This is a genomic window from Pirellulales bacterium (genome assembly GCA_019636335.1).
Classification (GTDB): Bacteria; Planctomycetota; Planctomycetia; order Pirellulales; family JAEUIK01; genus JAHBXR01.
In genome coordinates this window covers 13,926-31,594 of record JAHBXR010000042.1, presented here as the reverse complement: position 1 = coordinate 31,594, position 17,669 = coordinate 13,926, and the positions used below count along the sequence as shown (strand labels likewise).

The window sequence follows — 17,669 nt, the reverse complement described above, 5'->3', positions numbered from 1 at the left end:
TACGCCTACCAGTCGGATTTCGTGGTCGTGGGATTGATGGTCATGCTGTTTACCTGGGTTTGGAGCGAATGCGTCAGTCGGCTGAATTCCCTCAAGATCGAGGCGACTTGGCGTCGCTGCGCCGTCTTGTTCGTTGGAGCCACATCGATTCCGCTCGCCCTTGCCTTACCAATTTCTGGTGGTTATCTGCTCTTCGAAGTCGCGCAGTATGGAATGCGTACGATAGACGCAACACGGCTTGCGACTTCCTTTATGGTCATCGTGGCAAGCGAAATAGTGCTTGGCGTGCTAATGCGTATTGCGGTACCACCACGAATGCGACTCATTCCGCAGAATGCTGATTTATGCCAGCCGGCGGAGATAACCAACGCAACTCAGTCCTAACCGCCGCGTGTGGCGGTTGCGGCAAGCAGGTCCGCGCCCCCGCCGTGCAGGCTGGCAAGCGTGTGCGCTGCCCGCATTGCGGCGATGCGGTGCGATTGCCGGGGGCTGCGTTCCGCGCGGTCGAAGGCCCGGCTCCAGCCGTGCCCGCTGACCGCCTGTTGGTGCATTGCCCCGCCTGTGCGGCATCGTTTTACGCCCGGAAGGAACATGCCGGCCGCCCCACGAAGTGTGGCAAGTGCGGCACGCACTTTACCTTGCCCCGAGTGGAATTGGCCGCCGCAGGCGCCGTCGAACCGGATGCGTTTTCGATCTCCCCTTTCGATCTCGACGACGAGACCGAGGGGTACGCGATCAGCACGCCCGTGGTGCAACGCACGGTGACGCTCGAATTCCCCGAGGAACCGCGGGCCATCGCCGAGCGCATCGAGCTCGATGCCCCGCCGCGCAGCCTCTATTTTTCGGGCGTGTTCGGCTTTCCCTTTCGTGGGGACGCCGCCAGCCGCTGGCTGTCGTTGACGCTGCTGATGTGTGTGTTGTGCGGCCTGAGCTGGGGCATGCTGATGTTCATCGGCGGGGGCCCAGGGGGCTCGCAATTCGAGGTCGGGCTGGGCGTAGTGGGCGCCGGCTTCATGCTGCTGGCGGCGTTCTGGGCCTTTCTGATCACGGCGAGCTTCGCCTCGAACTGCGCCAAGACGATCGTGGAAGACACCGCCGCCGGCGGCGACCAGGTGGCAAGCTGGCCCGAGGCCGACTGGCGCACCTGGTTCTTTCCGATGGTGGCGGTGGGTTACGTCTCGTTTCTCACGCTGACGATCGGCTACGTGCTGCACCTGGCAGTGTTGCTGGCGCCCCTGGAAATCCAGGAGTATTTGAACTTCGGGGCCTTCGCGATCGTCCCCTTCGTGTTGTTTCCGCTGCTGATGCTCTCGGGACTCGAGTGCGACTCGATGGTCGTGCCCCTGTCTGGGCCCGTGTTCGCGAGCCTCTGGCGTCACGCGGGAAGTTGGCTGGGTTTTTATGGGCTGACCGCCCTGCTGGCGTGTGGCGTGCTGCTGCCGGCGGTTGTGTTGCGGCCCTTTTTGCTGGGTCTTTTCGCGGTTTTGTACTTTGCTGTTGCGGCCAGCACGGGCACGTTCCTCTACGCACGATTGTTGGGCAGACTCGGCTGGCGCATCAGCCACGCGAAGGCAGCTCAGGAGGAAGAAGAGGACGAATCGTCCGAGGATTTTGCGTAGCGCGGGGCAAGCGCGAAAAAAAAATTGTGGTACCGTGCGAACCCTGGCGAAACGACCCGCGTACATCTTTCTGCAAGCGGCAGTGAGGCGAGGAATCGCGTCGGCCGATGCGTTCAAAATACTCTGCCTTGATTGCCTAATGTGAAGTTGCGAGCAACGGGATTGCTTGCCGGGCAAAAGGTGGTAGAATCCCTAACATCTAAGGCATTTGCTTCATCCTCTGCGTGATTCTCTCGGCGAGAGAAATCGATTGCCGGCTCCGGCCGGAACGCGGATAAAAAAGGATGAAAAATTCTGCTCGAGCGTTGCTTGACAGGGTTTCGAGTGCCGATAGAATAGCCAATCCGGTCGCCAAGGTGGCACAGGCCACTCCGGCGGCCGGCTTCGTTTTTGATCTTTGACAATTCGGTAGTGATGCCAAAGTCAATGAGCGCAAGCTTGTGACCGAATGGCTGTCTTTTTGTCGCAAGGCAAAGGTCAGCCGGTCGGATTTCGACCTTTCGAAATGGCTAATCATCTGCTCTCGCAAGGGAGCGGATAAGCATATTTTTTTGAAGGGTTTGATCCTGGCTCAGAATGAACGTTGGCGGCGTGGATTAGGCATGCAAGTCGAGCGAGAAGTTTCCTTCGGGAAATGGAAAGCGGCGAAAGGGAGAGTAACGCGTGGATCATCTGCCCTCGGATTCGGGATAGCTGCGGGAAACTGCAGGTAATACCGAATAATGTCTCCGGACCAAAGGTGAGATTCCGTCCGAGGATGAGTCCGCGTCCTATTAGCTTGTTGGTGGGGTAACGGCCTACCAAGGCGATGATGGGTACTGGGTGTGAGAGCACGACCCAGCTCACTGGGACTGAGACACTGCCCAGACACCTACGGGTGGCTGCAGTCGAGAATCTTCGGCAATGGGCGCAAGCCTGACCGAGCGACGCCGCGTGCGGGATGAAGGCCTTCGGGTTGTAAACCGCTGTCAGAGGGGATGAAAGGTCGTGGGGTTCTCCCCGCGATTTGACAGATCCTCAGAGGAAGTACGGGCTAAGTTCGTGCCAGCAGCCGCGGTAAGACGAACCGTACGAACGTTATTCGGAATCACTGGGCTTAAAGGGTGCGTAGGCGGTGCGGAAAGTTGGGTGTGAAATCCCTCGGCTCAACCGAGGAATAGCGCCCAAAACTACCGTGCTAGAGGGAGACAGAGGTGAGTGGAACTTAGGGTGGAGCGGTGAAATGCGTTGATATCCTAAGGAACACCAGTGGCGAAAGCGACTCACTGGGTCTCTTCTGACGCTGAGGCACGAAAGCTAGGGGAGCAAACGGGATTAGATACCCCGGTAGTCCTAGCTGTAAACGATGAGCACTGGGTTGGAGGGCCCTCCATAGCCTTCCAGCCGAAGCGAAAGTATTTAGTGCTCCGCCTGGGGAGTATGGTCGCAAGGCTGAAACTCAAAGGAATTGACGGGGGCTCACACAAGCGGTGGAGGATGTGGCTTAATTCGAGGCTACGCGAAGAACCTTATCCTGGTCTTGACATGCTTGGATTAACCCTGGGAAACCAGGGCCACGCCCCTTTGGGGTGGAACTTGCACAGGTGCTGCATGGCTGTCGTCAGCTCGTGTCGTGAGATGTCGGGTTAAGTCCCTTAACGAGCGAAACCCTTGTCACTAGTTGCCAGCGAGTAAAGTCGGGGACTCTAGTGAGACTGCCGGTGTTAAACCGGAGGAAGGTGGGGATGACGTCAAGTCCTCATGGCCTTTATGATCAGGGCTGCACACGTCCTACAATGGCACGCACAAAGGGAAGCAAACTCGCGAGAGCCAGCAAATCCCAAAAAACGTGCCTCAGTTCGGATTGCAGGCTGCAACTCGCCTGCATGAAGCCGGAATCGCTAGTAATCGCGGGTCAGCATACCGCGGTGAATGTGTTCCTGAGCCTTGTACACACCGCCCGTCAAGCCACGAAAGTGGGGGGTATCCGAAGTCACTGAGGTAACCGCAAGGAGCCAGGTGCCGAAGATAAACTCCGCAATTGGGACTAAGTCGTAACAAGGTAGCCGTAGGGGAACCTGCGGCTGGATCACCTCCTTTCTAAAGGATTCCAGTTCGCGCGATGGTGACATCGTCGAACTCACTTATGGACCAAGTCTTGCACTCTGCTTGGCATCGGCCCGTGGCGTAAGCCACGGGCAAACTACCGAATTGAATTTGATAGGCCCGGCGTGGATCTAGCCAGAACACGCCGGGCCTTTTTTTGCGCGCAGGACCCTGTGACCCCCCTTACGCGCGAATTCTGATTCGAACTCTCCCTGTCCTCCTCGAAAAGCCGCGCTTTTTATAGGTCGGGAAGATTGCACCCCTCCCGGGTGTGTAATTAAGATTGCATTCCAACCTGCCAATCTTCTTCAACGTTCCATCCCTCCGATCCTGCCTGTTTTTCCGGCTTCAATCTGCTTGAAGGCGTCCTACCATGCGCGATCGCCCTCGCGGTGTTACGGTCATCTGCGCGCTGCAGTCGCTGGCGGCGTCGGCTTTGTTCGGCCTGTTCTGTGTCGCGGGCACCTTCGTGCTCGATTACGGTCAGGAACTGTCGGCCTATTTGCCTGTCAGCCCGCGCACACTCGTCGCGATCGCGATGCTGTTGGGTTATCTCTACCTGTTCACTTCGTTCGGCATGTACACCGGTCGCCAGTGGGGCTGGTGGCTGGGGGTGTTGAGCTATGCGGCCATCGCCGCAGTCAATATCTACGTGATCGTGGAAATGGCCAACTCGCCCGCGGCGGCCGAAATACCTTTGGGCGAATTGCAGTTCCGCTATGCCAAGCTGGGCGCCCTGGCGGTCTTCGCCGTGATGATTCTGGTTTATCTCTTCCAGGAGCACGTGCGCGAGTTCTACCGGCTCGAGCACCGTTCGCCCTATTTCGATTTCGCGGCCGTCGCCGGATCAATGACGCTCGTGAGCGTCGGGATCGGCTTCTCGGGCGGACTGCTCTAATCGCCACGATCTCGCGACTCGCTCAATCGCCTCTCACGGCATCCAACAACCCTTCGCGCTCTTCGCGCCTTTGCGGTAATTAAATTGATGATGAATTACCGCAAAGGCGCGAAGAGCGCGAAGGGTTCTGCGGGTTCGATCTTGTTGGAGTGAAATTATCTTTGTGTTGCGCACTCGGGTTCCATTGCGGTAAAAGTGATGCCCAGGTGGTGGCGTGGCGGTTTTTCAATTCTCGGGGAATCTTCGCGTGGAGTGGTACAGGTGAAGGATGACCGGGGATTGTTCTCCGCGCTGGTAGGCGATGGCCGGCCGTTGATCCTGGTGACCGGTTTGAGCCTGGTCTTGTCTGGCGCGTTCGCGTTCTTTCTCTCGGCGAGGGGGCATTTTCTGCCGCACGACGTCGACTATCTCGGCATGACCCCCGAGGCGCTCTGCGCGGTCAACGAGTGCCGCATCGTCCACTTCATGTTCCACGATCGGGTTTCGTTCGGCGGCGCGCTCGTGGCGATCGGCGTGCTCTACTTGTGGCTGGCGGCGATTCCGCTGGCGCGCGGCGAGGCCTGGTCGTGGTGGCTGCTCGCGCTGAGCGGCATCTTGGGGTTCGGCAGCTTCCTGGCCTACCTGGGCTACGGCTATCTCGACACGTGGCACGGTGCCGCCACCTTGGCCTTGTTGCCCTGCTTTGTCCTGGGGGTGTCTCGCGCGAAGCCGCTCATTCCGCGCGGCTCAAGTCCGCTGACGCTGTTGCGCCCGAACGTGCCCCTCGAATGGCGCACTTCGCTCGGCTGGGGACGAATGGCGCTCTTGGCCACGGCGCTCGGATTGATCGGCGGCGGGGGGACGATCCTCATCGTCGGCATGACCACCGTTTTCGTGCCGCAGGATCTCGCCTACATGGGCATCACTGCCCGAGAATTCGACGCGATCAATCCAAGACTGGTGCCGCTCATTGCCCACGATCGCGCCGGCTTCGGCGGAGCCGTGCTGACCTGCGGCGTGCTCGTGCTGTTCTGCACGTGGTGCGGAAGGCCCTCGCGATCGCTCTGGCAGGCTCTGTGCGTGGCGGGCGGTGTCGGCTTCAGCACGGCGATCGGAGTCCATCCGTTGATCGGCTACACCGATACGACGCATCTCGCGCCGGCCGTGCTGGGCGCAGTGTCGTTCGGGGTGGGCATCACGCTGACTTGGCGGCCGATGATGCAACATTCCGTTGCGAATGGCGATGGCACAGCACCAGCCGGCTCACTTATCGCGTGAGAAGAACAGCCCCGTCAGCATGCCCAGTAGTCCGCGGCCGACTTTGCCGCCGATCTGCGTCCCCAGCGAGCGCGCGGCGCTGGTGGCCATGGCCTCGATCGGCGTGGCGCGGGTCGACTTGCGCGGGCGCGATGTCTGGGCGGAGCGCGTCGATTTCCGCGTGCCGCGGCGCGGGGTGACTCCCGAGTCGTCTTCTTCCTCTTCGTCCAGTTCCGACGCGGCACGGGCTTTGAGCATCTCGTAGGCCGATTCGCGGTCGATGGCCGTGGCGTAGCGCACGCCCAGGGGCGAGGCCGAGATGATCTGCCGGCGCTGGCTGTCGCTAATCGGGCCCAACCGGCTGGCCGGCGGCGCGATCTTGCCCCGCTCGACCGGCACGGGCGAACCGTGCTCGTCGAGAAACGAGACGAGCGCCTCGCCCACGGCAAGCTGCGTGAGAATTCCGGCGACGTCGAGCGAGCGGTCGTTGCGAAAAGTCTCGGCCGCGGCGCGGACCGCCTTTTGATCGCGCGGCGTAAAGGCGCGGAGCGCGTGCTGCACGCGATTGCCCAACTGACCCAAGACCGCGTCGGGCACGTCGAGCGGGTTCTGCGTGACGAAGACGACGCCCACGCCTTTCGAGCGAATCAGCCGTACGAGTTGCTCGATCTTGTCGACCACCACCTTGGACGCCTCGTCGAAGAGGAGATGCGCCTCGTCGAAGAAGAACACGAGCTTCGGTTGCGGCAGGTCCCCCACTTCGGGCAGTTGCTCGAACAGCTCGGCCAGCATCCACAGCAGAAATGTCGAATAGAGCTTGGGGGAGGTCAGCAGCTTGTCGGCGGCCAGGATATTCACCATGCCGCGCCCCTCGGCGTCCGTGCGCATCAGGTCGCTGATCAACAGCGAGGGTTCGCCGAAGAACTGCTCGGCGCCCTGCTCGGCCAGCGCTAGCAAGGCACGCTGGATCGCCGCGGCACTGGCGGGCGACACGTTGCCATACTGGGCCGAATACTGCTTGGCGTTTTCCGAGACGTGCCGCACCATCGCCTGCAAGTCTTTCAGGTCGAGCAACAGCAGCCCCTGCTCGTCGGCCGCCTTGAAGACGACATTGAGCACCCCGGTCTGTGTGTCGTTGAGATCGAGCAACCGCGACAGCAATAGGGGGCCCATTTCAGAGATCGTGGTGCGCACGGGATGGCCCGCCACTCCGAACACGTCCCAAAAAGTGACCGGCGCCGCCTGCCAGTTGAAATCGGGCACGCCCAATTCCTGGGCCCTGGCGACAAACTTGGGATTCTCTTCTCCCGGCAGACAAACGCCGGCCAGATCTCCCTTCACATCGGGGATGAAGGTCGAAACGCCCAATCGACTGAGCCCCTCGGCCAGGACGCGCAGCGTCACGGTCTTGCCGGTACCGGTGGCGCCGGCGATGAGTCCGTGGCGGTTGGCCATGGCCGCGAGCAGGCGCAGTTCGTGTTCACCCTTGCCGACGAGAATCGACTGCGACATGAAGGTTTCTTCCTGGTGGGTTCTGCGGATGATTGATCGCCAACGAGTCGACGATGGCCCGCGTTCACCGTGGGCTCGTCTTCTGGCTGTCGAGTCGGCTAGAGTTGTCGTGCGCTGAAGGTGTCGCCCTGGTTGATATCGCCCGTCTCCAGGCCCTTGCGGAACCAGCGTACGCGCTGTTCCGAGGTGCCGTGGGTGAAGGAGTCGGGCACGGCATAGCCCTGGGCCTGCTTCTGCAAGGTATCGTCGCCGATGGCGTGGGCCGCCTGCAGCCCTTCCTCGATGTCGCCCCGTTCGAGGATGTTCTTGGTGCGCTGGGCGTGGTGCGCCCAGACTCCGGCGAGAAAATCGGCCTGGAGCTCGAGCCGGACCGAGAGGTCGTTGTACTCGGCATCGCTTACCCGGCCGCGCATGCGCTGGACCTTTTCGCTGGTGCCGAGCAGGTTCTGCACGTGGTGGCCGATCTCGTGCGCCACGACGTAGGCTTGGGCAAAATCTCCCGGCGCGCCGAAGCGGTTGGAGAGTTCTTCGTAAAAGCCGAGATCGAGATAGACCTTCTGATCGAGCGGGCAGTAGAAGGGGCCCACGGCGGAGCTGGCGGTACCGCAGGCTGACTGTACTTGGCCGCGGAAGAGCACGAGAGTCGGCTCCTGATATTCGCGCCCCAGGCGGCGAAACTGCTCGTTCCACACGTCCTCGGTATCGGCCAGAACCACCGAGACGAATTGCCGCAGCTTTTCGTCCTCGGGATCGAGGGGCTCGTTCCCCTGTTGCTGGATGGGGCCGGCCTGTTGCGGAAGCTGCTCGAGCAGGGCCTGCGGATCGCCCCCCAGCAGCACGATGACGACGAGCAGCAGGATGGTGCCCAGGCCTCCCCCGACGATCATCGGACCGCCGGAGATTCGTCGGCGATCCTCGACATTGGAACTTTCGCGTCGACCCTGCCAGCGCATCGTGGGTGCTCCCGGTTTTTTCGCCGCGATGGGCGGCTCATAGAGACGTGCGACTCGCCATTGTTTCTCTTGGAAGGCGATTGGGCAAGAAAGTCCCAGACCGACCCATCAACGTCCATTGGCGCGGCAGGGTGGCGACGAACTCCCGGGCCAGGCGGAAACCAGGGGGTGGAATCAGGAGGAATTTTTCTGGCCGTATTCGCTTGATCGAATGTGGCCAGGCATTTGATCGAGAGGGGGTGAAGCACTTGAATCGATTGTAGCGGTCAAGACCAAGTCAGGCGTAGTAATGCGCGGCAGGAATGCCCTATGTTTCTATGATGTTCGCAGCACCAATCCGCCAGGAGTAAGGTCATGCCCCAGACGCCCGTTTCGAGTCGCCCCGACGTTTTCATTGCCGGAGCCGGTCCCGTCGGGTTGACGATGGCCGCCGCGTTGCAGGCCCAGGGGTTGCGCTGCCGCATCATCGACAAGGCTCCCCGGCCGACCGACAAGTCGAAGGCGCTCGTCGTCTGGAGCCGCACGCTCGAGTTGTTGAATGGCCTGGGGCTGGCCGAAACGTTTCTCGCGGCGGGCATGAAGGTCGACGGGGCGAGCATCTACGGCAATGGCAAGCGCTACGTCCATCTCGAGATCGATAATATCGCCAGCCGGTTCAACTTTCCGCTGATGATTCCGCAGAGCGAGACGGAGCGCTTGCTCAGCGAACATCTGGCGGCGCAAGGCATCGTCGTCGATCGCGAAGTGGAGTTGATCTCCTTCACCGCGGGGGACCGCGAAGTGACCGGCGAGCTGCGTCATGCCGACGGCACGACCGAGATGTTCAGCACGCCGTGGCTCATCGGTTGCGATGGCGCGCACAGTGCCGTGCGGCATGGTCTGGGGCTTGAATTCGAAGGCGTGGCCGAGCCCGACGACTGGATGCTGGCCGACGTGCATCTCTCGGGCCCGATCGCCGAGAATGAGATCAGCATCTACTGGCACGAAAAGGGACTGCTCGTTTTCTTCCCGATCACGCCGGGACGTTTCCGGATGGTGGCCGATCTGGGGCCCTCGGCAGCGTCGGCGCGTCCGGCGGATCCGACGCTGGAAGAGGTGCAGGCGATGATTGACGAGCGCGGCCCAACGGGCATCATGGCCACCCATCCGGTTTGGCTGGCCGGCTTCCGCATCAACGAGCGCAAGGTGCGCGACTATCGCGTCGGCCGCGTGATGCTGGCCGGCGACGCCGCCCATATTCACAGCCCCGCCGGTGGGCAGGGCATGAACACCGGCATGCAGGATGCGTTCAATTTGGCCTGGAAGCTGGCGCTCGTGCAGCGTGGGCTGGCGGACGAGAATGTCCTGCTCGGCAGCTATTCCGAAGAGCGGAGCGCCATTGGCGATCAGGTCTTGAACGCTGCCTCACGAGTCACCACGATGGCCACGCTGCGCAACCCGGTGGCCCAGTTCGTCCGCAATCACATCGCGGGAATCGTCGGTTCGTTCGGCTTTGTGCAAGACAAGATCAAGAACGCCCTGTGCGAGCTGGCCATCAACTATCGTGGCGCGACGCTGTCGCGCGAAGATTGGCACACGGGCGAGATCATCCATCGCGGAGCAGGCATACCGACGGGGGATCGCCTGCCCGATGCGCGGATCGTGTGTGCCACGACGGGCGAGGACATCAGCCTGCACAACGCCCTCCACGCGGTGAAGCATCATTTGTTGCTCTTGCCGGGTTCGGAGGGAGCAGACGGCATTGCGAATCTGGCGACGATCGCGCGGCAGGTGCGGGCCGCGTATCCCCAGGTGATCGCGCCCCTCTTCGTGCTGCCTGTGGAAGAAGGGCAGGGGGCCGCGCTCGAGGCCACCGGGGGGATCAAGGCGTGTCTCGATATCGATGCCGCGATCCACGCGGCGCACCATGCCCACCACGCCACGCTGATCGTGGTGCGACCCGACGGCTACATCGGCTACCGCGCGCAGCCGGCGACGGCCGACGGCGTGCTCGCGTACCTTGGCAGCTATCTCCTCGGCAAGCAATCTTGCTGCCAGGGCGAAGGAGCGCGGGATGCGAACTGCGGCGAGAAGACGCCGGTTGTGACAAACTGAGCCGTCGGCAGATCATTTATCGAACGCACCGGCGAGCGGCTAGTCGACGAGGGGTGGACTAGGGGGGTAGCACCGACGAGTTTCCGCAGATGGCGGTGAAACTTTTCTCGCGAAAGTCGGAAGCTCGTCGGTGTCGCGCAGCGACAAGAGGTTCGTTTCGACCGGACCGACGTTGTGGTGAGGCCGCGCTGCTGAAATGCGCTGTCCGATCGACCCTCTGGTTGCTGCGCCACACCGACGACGGTGCGACTCGAGTGTGTTGCCGTGCGCGACGTCGCGCCGCACCATCGTCGGTGCCACCCGGCCTGGGAAACACAGCACTAATCTTACTCGACGAGGTATTTCCAGACGCCGAGCGGGACGCGATAGGGTTTTTGCTGGCGGTAGAGCGCGAGGCGCGCTTCGAGGCCGTCGATGAGTGGTTGCACCTCGGTATAGCCCGCCGCGTAAAGCGTCTGCGACATCTTCAGCGCCGTGGTGGCCGTTTGCTCGGCGGCGGGCCAATTGCCCGCCTCGGCGTAGGCGGCGGCGAGCGTGTCGAGGACCATCGGATTTTGCGCGCCGAAGCGTTGGTGCGCCGCCAACGCATAGCGCACCGCGGCGGGGCCATTCCGATAGCGCGCTTCGTCGCACGTGGCATGGATGCGCGCCAGCTCGACGAGCAGGATCGGCAGGCGCGGGTTCTCGGCGATGGCGGGGGCGTAGGCCTCGATCGCCTCGCCCGTCTTGCCCGTGCGCGCCAGCGAACGGGCAATCGTGACCTTGGCGAGATTCGATCGAGCGTCGATTGCCAGGGCGTGCCGGGCCTCGACCAGGGCGAGCTGGTGGTCGCCGTCGTAGCTCGCCTGCGCGGCAAGTGCCATACGCGCCGAATGGCTGTCGGGCGAGAATTTCAACGTGTGCTCGAAGAGGGTTCGCGTGTCGCGCCAATAACCGACCTGCACGATCGAGAGCACGACCAGCACCAGCAGTGCTGCCCCAGACAAGGCGAGCGACGCACGGCGCCATGCCGTGCCACGTTCTGCCAGTTCGGCCATTGCCCAGGCGATGATCAGATAGAGACCAATAGCCGGCACGTAGGTGTAGCGATCGGCCATCGATTGTTCGCCAACCTGCACGAATCCGATCACCGGCACGAGGGTGCCGACGTACCAGAGCCAGCCGGTGGTGAAGTACGCGCGGGGACGGACGAAGATCGCCACCAGGGTGATCGCGACGAGCGCGATCGCTCCCAGCACCGTCAGCGCCAGGGGGACATTCCGCTCGATGAAGAGGTAGGGGACGTAAAGCGGATAGGGGTAGAGCGTCGTTCCGAGATAGGCCCAATAGGAATTCAGGGCGTTCGCGACGCGGGCGGCGAGTGGGATCTGCATAATGGTGCCGGTACGGCCTTGCGCCCAGACCGTCATGTAGATGGCGCCCAGCGACAAAAGCAGAAACGGAAGCTTCTCGACCAGCAAACGGACGAGCGTTTGTGGTGCAACGCGCGAAGCGCCACTCGGCAGCCACGCGATGCGTCCCAGCGGCCAGTAGTCGATCAGCAGCAACAAAAAGGGGAGGGTGACGAGCATCGGCTTCGACATGAGACCCAGGGCGAACGCGGCGAGCGCTGCGATGTAAAACGCCCCACGGCGATCCGTCGCGTAGCGGGTATAAGCGTGCAACGCGAGCAGCATGAAAAACGTCGAGAGCACATCCTTACGCTCCGCGACCCACGCGACCGATTCGACGCGCTGCGGATGCCAGGCGAAGAACGCCGCCACCAGGGCACTCGGCCACATCCGCGAAGTCATCCGCCCGAGCAGCCAGAACAGCAGGGCAACATTGGCCGCGTGCAGCAGCACATTCGTCAGGTGATGGCCGCGCGGAGCAAGGCCATACAACTGGCTGTCGAGCATGTGCGACAACACCGTGACGGGATGCCAGTTGGCAGCAACGGAACTGGTGAAGGCCCAGTGCAGGCTGCCGGAACGGAAGCCGGCGTTGATGTTGGGCTCATCCTTGACGTAAAAGGTGTCGTCGAAGGCCAGGAAATCGAACGGCACGACGAACGTCGGCGCATAGATGACTGTGGTCACCGCTACCAACAGGAGAGCGACGCCGAGCACCATTCGGCGAGGGTACGACGCGACCGTCCCGAGCGGCGTCGACTTGCTTGGCGGCTCGGGACGTTCCGCCGCGGATGATCGGCGGCGTTGTTTCGAGCGTGCCATGACGGAAGGCGGACGGGGCGAAGCTGAATCGGCTGCCGACGGCAGACACGTCCAAGAATCGCAGTTGTCGTCTCACTTCGCAAGTAGTGGTTGAATAAGGGGCACCGTTATCGCTCCGAAGGCCCGCGTTCTTCGCGCAAGTCACGACACTTTGCTGTGGAGTGTTCCGTCATGCAAGCGGGGACAACAAGTCCGACAACCTGTTGTCCCCGGGGCCAGAATGCCTGTCTTTGGCAGACACCTGGATCGAGCGTTCGTTACACGGCTCACGCAGTCAGTTGCTTGGTGCTTGTGTCGTGGGACGTAGCCACGGGAATGCGCCAGCATTCTGTTTCGCCGGAGGCGCGTACACGGCACAGCAGCTCAAAATCGCCCCAGATGGCTAGTTCCGTCTTCACATCCACGGCCTGAATAATCTTGGCCACGCACTCGTCGGCCTGCGCGGGAGGGGGCAGTTGCAGCCGGTAGTCGGGCTGGCGCCGCGGCACTTGTTGCCCTTCGCGGAGTTCGCAACGTACCGCGCCTGGCGCAATATCGGCAAAATACAAGTAGTACGGCGCGTACCCCAGCCGGTGGGATACCCATTCGCTGGCGACGCGCCAAGGTCGTGAGACGACCTCCCCCCAGGGAGCAAAACGGTGGGTGTGTTTTCGTATCGGCATGAGTCGCTCCTCATGTGGTTATTGTTGTGGTGCGCGCTCCGCGCGTGGGAGACGTGGCGGCGTTCCGGTGCGCGTGGCGAACAGACGTTGGTCATAGTCCTTCTTCAATGCCGGATTGCGCGCCAGCCATGCCTCGGCGGCATGACGCGGCAAGCCGTAGATCGGCTCGAACTCCTGCTCGGTGCGATCTGTTTTTCGACGCCGGAAGGGACGCCAAAGATTGTTCAGCACGGTGACACCTCCTACATATCGAATCGCCCCGCGGCCTCCGGTTGGAAGAGGATCTCGGCCAGACGCAGCTTGACCTTGCCGGCTGGCGCGTCCCACTCGATATCGTCGCCGACACGCGCGCCGAGCAGAGCCGTGCCCATCGGCGCCAAGACCGAAACCCGGTTGTCCCCAATGTTCGCACGCTCGGGATACGTCAGCGTGTAGGTCTCATCCTCTTCGGTCTCGTCGTCATGCAGCCGTACGGTCGTGTTCATGGTCACGATCTCGGCTGGCACGTTTTCTGGCTCGACGGGCTGGGCACGATCGACTTCGTCCAACAGCGCTTCGAGATGCCGCCGTTCGGCGACATTCTGGCGGGCAAGCCGTTCGACGAGCGTGCCTAAGCGACGGCGGTCGAGCGTGGTGACCATCGGCAGGGTGAGAACTGCGGCGGCAAGGGGGTGTTTGATCTTCATGGTGTGGGTCTTTCTGGTCTTGAGGGAAAGGGGCGTGGGGCCCTCCGTCAGGTATCTGCTTCTGCGGGAGACTCCGTCGCCTGGATGGCCCCGACGGCCGCCCGACGGTGGGAGTCGACGAAGCGGGCCGCACGTTGTTGCTGGCGAATCGCATGGCCCTTCTTGCGGAGCAACACACGCTCGACGGCGCGCTGCGCTTTTTGTGCGACGCGAGTCAGCACGAAGGGCAGAGGGTGATGTCGCTCCTGGACATGGACCGTGCCATGATGGGGGAGCGGAATAACGGCTCGCACGAGCTGATCGAGACCCCCACGCGGGCCGTTGACATCGCGCACGAAGATGTCGACGCGGGGCAGGCGGTGCGTCCATTTCGCCAGTGCCGCGCCAAATTCCTGTTCGGCAAACTGCTGCAGCACGGGTCGGACTTCACCTTGATTGCGGTGTACAAATACTTTCATGGCCTGCACTCCGAAAAGTAGGGCGAACGAAACGACAACAAACGGAACGAACGCGTTTGCGGTCTGCCGGTACGCGGGCAACGTGCGCCGCACCCGGTTCTTGCCGACGAGGCCAGCCGCGAATGCTTGAAGCGCGCCATCGGCCGCGTGGGCGGCCCAGACGCTCAAGCCTGACGATCGAATTCGATCCGGCGAGCGAGTGGGCCGCCACGATCCTCTTCGACGACCACCTTTATCCGATCGGTCGGTTGCAAGAAGTGAAACCGCACCCGGTCGGCGTTGACGAGAATTTCACAGGTCGGTGGAACATGGATCCGCATCTCCGCATCGTTGGTTCGCAACTGGATTGCCCGGCCGATCAAATCCACCTGCTCGACCACGCCGCGAAGGGAATGCTGCGGGGGAGCGATGTTTCGGATGTTTCGAAGGGTTCCGGACACGGCACGTGATCCTCATTTCGCGTCACTCTGCCTTGCTTGGTACGCGAACTGCATGCCAATCGAGCAAAAGGGCAAAGAATGCCGTAAGTGTGTAGAATCTGAGGAGTTCCTCTTCCCGCGTCGTCAGGCGAAGTGAGCCGCCGCTGTGGCGGAAATGGCCAACTGGCCAAAACGCCAACAGTCCTATGTCAGGAGGGGGATATCGAGGATCGTCCCGAGGCGCCAGGCCCGACATGTCCACGCATGAACGACGACAGCAGCCCGCGAGCATAGCCGCCGCGGTGGGGACGATCGCCTGGTTGATCGTGGTGGGTTGCCTGGTCCTGCTTGTCGCGTCTATCTCGAGGGAGGCAGAGAGCTCGTCCGCGAGCTGTCTTGCCGGCGTGGCGGCGCTGGGCGCAAGCTGCGTGGCTGGGGTGGCCTATGCGGCGTTGTACCAGGGCCAGCGTCGAATGCGGCTCGAGGTGGCGGAGATGAATCGCATCGCGGAACGTGCGCTCGAGATGCTGGGCGCCTCCGCTCGGGCCGAGACCGATCGCGGAAGTGATGCTTCGAGCTTGCGCGAACGGCTGCAGGCCCTGCTCGCGCGACTGGGGCCGATGCTCGAAGAGCATCACCAGCGCGAACGCGAAGTGCTCCGCGCCGATCAGTTGGCCCTCGTCGGACAAATGGCCGCGGGCGTGGCCCACGAAATACGCAATCCGCTGACCTCGATTAAGCTGCTCGTGCAGTCGGGGCAAAAGGAAGGGGCCGCCAGCGATCTCTCGGACGATGATCTGCGCATCATCGAGCAGGAGATCCGCCGCATGGAACGCTCGTTGCAACGGTTTCTTGATTTCGCCAGGCCGCCGCGTCCCGAACAGCGGCCACTCGATCTGGTGGCTCTCGTCGAGCAAACGCTCGCCTTGATCGAAGGCCGGGCGCGCAAGCAGCAGGTCGACGTGGAGCTGGATGCGCCGGGTCGGCCCCTGCTGGTGAACGCCGATCAGGATCAACTGCAGCAGCTCGTGCTGAATCTGGTCATCAATGCGCTCGACGTCATGGCAGAGGGTGGACGGTTGTTGATATGGTTGCGTCAGACGGCGCGTGAGGTCGAGTTGCGTGTCGAGGATACGGGCCCGGGCATTTCGGCCGAGCTGATGCCGCGCCTGTTCGATCCATTCGTCAGCACCAAAGAGACCGGGGTCGGCTTGGGGCTGGCCGTTTCGTACCGCATTGCCGAACGCCATGCCGGCCGGTTGTGGGCCGAGCCCGATCGTCCCGCCGGGGCAGGGGCGTGTCTCTGCCTGGTGTTGCCTGCTCTCGAAGTGAGCTCTATTACCTAGGTCTTTGGATCGAGCAACGATGCCTACACTACTGGTAATCGATGACGAGGCCCCGATTCTGCACGCCTTCAAGCGGGCTTTTGGGGGTGGTGAGGTTACGGTGCTCACGGCGGCGTCGGCCAAGGAAGGGCTTGCCAAAATACTCGAGCTGGACCCCGATGTGATCGTGCTCGATATCAATCTGCCCGATCGGTCGGGCATCGATCTCTTCCGCGACATTCGGCAGCACGACCGCCGCACGCCGGTGATTTTTATAACCGGTCACGGCACGACCGATACCGCCATCGAGGCGATGAAGCTGGGCGCGTTCGATTACCTGCTCAAGCCGCTGGAACTCGACGAATTGGAAGAGCTCGTCGAGCAGGCGTTCGAGGTCAGCCGGTTGATGCGCGTGCCGGCGATCGCCGAGGGGGAAGCGATCAATCGTCCGGCCGATCGGCTGATCGGTCGTTCGAAGGGCATGCAAGAGGTTTACAAGGCGATCGGACGCGTCGCGCCGCAGCACGTCACGGTGTTGATCTTGGGCGAGACCGGCACCGGCAAGGAACTGGTTGCGCGGGCGCTCTACCACCATAGCGAGCGGGCAAAGGGACCGTTCCATGCCGTGAATTGCGCGGCCATTCCCGAGACACTGCTAGAAAGCGAGCTCTTCGGCCACGAGCGGGGCGCCTTCACGGGGGCCGAGCGCCGGCGCATTGGCAAGTTCGAGCAATGCAAGGGAGGCACGCTCTTTCTGGACGAGATCGGCGACATGACGCCTCTGACGCAGGCCAAGATCCTGCGCGTCTTACAAGACCAGCGATTCGAACGTGTCGGCGGCAACGAAACGATCGAAACCGATGTCCGCGTGATTGCCGCTACCAATCAACCGCTCGAACGGTTGATTCAGCAGGATCGTTTTCGTAGCGACCTGTATTATCGCTTGAGCGTTTTCACGATTCGCTTGCCCCCGTTGCGCGAGCGCGAAGGGGATATCGAGCTGCTGGTGCCGTATTTTCTGCAACGCTTCGGACCCGAGTTGGGCAAGGAGGTCCAAAGCGTCAGCCCAGAAACGTATGCCGAATTACGGCAGTATCATTGGCCGGGCAACGTGCGCGAGTTGCAGAGTGTCGTCAAGCAGGCCTTGCTGAAATCGACGGCGCCGGTCTTGCTGCCGTCCGATTTGCCCGCCGGATTCCATGCCGGTGATGAGGGGAGCGTCAAGGCGGGCGACAGCGAGTTTCCCGATCTGGCCAACTACATCGACGCGCAGTTGCGACGTCAGGCGCCGCACGTGTTCGAGGATGTCTTGCGGCACGCCAAGCGGCAGTTGCTACTGCGCGGACTCGAAGCGACCAATGGCAACCAGGTACAGGCCGCCCGGCTGCTCGGCATCAACCGCAGCACACTGCGCAACGAGCTACGCAACCAGGGCATCGCCGTGGACCGCCACGTGGAAGAGAAGTAGGGCCGCCGCCAAGCGGTTGGTGCGGTGCCCCGGGCGCACCA

15 protein-coding genes and 1 rRNA gene are annotated in these 17,669 nt (G+C 62.2%); 8 read left to right on the top strand and 8 right to left on the bottom strand.

What is annotated here, in order from left to right; genetic code table 11:
- From KF708_24200 to KF708_24180, 5 genes are all read left to right on the top strand, one after another.
- The coding region (locus tag KF708_24200; GenBank protein MBX3415808.1) for a hypothetical protein at window positions 1-384 on the top strand (384 nt) is incomplete at its 5' end.
- Entirely contained in the window at window positions 345-1,619 is a 1,275-nt protein-coding gene (locus KF708_24195) for a hypothetical protein (GenBank protein MBX3415807.1), read from the top strand. The genes KF708_24200 and KF708_24195, both read left to right, overlap by 40 nt.
- Before the next feature lie 548 nt (window positions 1,620-2,167).
- Window positions 2,168-3,698, top strand: a 16S ribosomal RNA gene (locus KF708_24190).
- 379 nt (window positions 3,699-4,077) lie between these two features.
- On the top strand, window positions 4,078-4,602 hold the full coding sequence (locus KF708_24185) for a hypothetical protein (GenBank protein ID MBX3415806.1): 525 nt from the start codon (window positions 4,078-4,080) through the stop codon (window positions 4,600-4,602).
- Between the two features lie 261 nt (window positions 4,603-4,863).
- Entirely contained in the window at window positions 4,864-5,859 is a 996-nt protein-coding gene (locus tag KF708_24180; GenBank protein MBX3415805.1) for a hypothetical protein, read from the top strand.
- On the opposite strand, the gene KF708_24175 is transcribed toward KF708_24180, so the two are convergent.
- Together KF708_24175 and KF708_24170 are read right to left on the bottom strand one after the other, a co-directional pair.
- Window positions 5,845-7,350, bottom strand: coding sequence for a DUF853 family protein (locus tag KF708_24175; GenBank protein ID MBX3415804.1), 1,506 nt, complete (start codon window positions 7,348-7,350; stop codon window positions 5,845-5,847). The genes KF708_24180 and KF708_24175 overlap by 15 nt on opposite strands.
- A gap of 98 nt (window positions 7,351-7,448) precedes the next feature.
- A complete protein-coding gene (locus tag KF708_24170; GenBank protein ID MBX3415803.1) occupies window positions 7,449-8,303 on the bottom strand; it encodes a neutral zinc metallopeptidase in 855 nt (284 codons plus the stop codon).
- 354 nt (window positions 8,304-8,657) lie between these two features.
- Between KF708_24170 and KF708_24165 the strand changes: the two genes are divergently transcribed.
- Window positions 8,658-10,397, top strand: coding sequence for an FAD-dependent monooxygenase (locus KF708_24165; GenBank protein ID MBX3415802.1), 1,740 nt, complete (start codon window positions 8,658-8,660; stop codon window positions 10,395-10,397).
- Window positions 10,398-10,723: 326 nt separating this feature from the next.
- Here KF708_24165 and KF708_24160 read toward each other — a convergent pair whose 3' ends face one another.
- The 6 genes from KF708_24160 to KF708_24135 all read right to left on the bottom strand — a co-directional run bounded on the left by KF708_24160 (window position 10,724) and on the right by KF708_24135 (window position 14,856).
- A complete protein-coding gene (locus tag KF708_24160) occupies window positions 10,724-12,475 on the bottom strand; it encodes a glycosyltransferase family 39 protein (protein MBX3415801.1) in 1,752 nt (583 codons plus the stop codon).
- A 401-nt stretch (window positions 12,476-12,876) separates the two neighbouring features.
- Window positions 12,877-13,272, bottom strand: coding sequence for a hypothetical protein (locus KF708_24155; protein ID MBX3415800.1), 396 nt, complete (start codon window positions 13,270-13,272; stop codon window positions 12,877-12,879).
- A gap of 18 nt (window positions 13,273-13,290) precedes the next feature.
- On the bottom strand, window positions 13,291-13,503 hold the full coding sequence (locus KF708_24150; protein MBX3415799.1) for a hypothetical protein: 213 nt from the start codon (window positions 13,501-13,503) through the stop codon (window positions 13,291-13,293).
- An 11-nt stretch (window positions 13,504-13,514) separates the two neighbouring features.
- Window positions 13,515-13,958 (bottom strand): nucleoside diphosphate kinase regulator, encoded by a 444-nt coding sequence (gene rnk, locus KF708_24145; GenBank protein MBX3415798.1) that lies wholly within the window; start codon window positions 13,956-13,958, stop codon window positions 13,515-13,517.
- 47 nt (window positions 13,959-14,005) lie between these two features.
- Window positions 14,006-14,584 carry a hypothetical protein gene (locus KF708_24140; GenBank protein MBX3415797.1) on the bottom strand — a complete coding sequence of 193 codons (579 nt, stop codon included), beginning with the start codon at window positions 14,582-14,584 and terminating at the stop codon, window positions 14,006-14,008.
- A complete protein-coding gene (locus KF708_24135; GenBank protein MBX3415796.1) occupies window positions 14,581-14,856 on the bottom strand; it encodes a hypothetical protein in 276 nt (91 codons plus the stop codon). The genes KF708_24140 and KF708_24135 overlap by 4 nt, the downstream gene beginning before the upstream one ends.
- Window positions 14,857-15,089: 233 nt before the next feature.
- Here KF708_24135 and KF708_24130 point away from each other — a divergent pair, with 233 nt between their 5' ends.
- A complete protein-coding gene (locus KF708_24130) occupies window positions 15,090-16,181 on the top strand; it encodes a hypothetical protein (protein MBX3415795.1) in 1,092 nt (363 codons plus the stop codon).
- Between the two features lie 19 nt (window positions 16,182-16,200).
- Window positions 16,201-17,628 (top strand): sigma-54-dependent Fis family transcriptional regulator, encoded by a 1,428-nt coding sequence (locus KF708_24125; protein ID MBX3415794.1) that lies wholly within the window; start codon window positions 16,201-16,203, stop codon window positions 17,626-17,628.
- The last annotated feature ends 41 nt before the right edge of the window (window positions 17,629-17,669 follow it).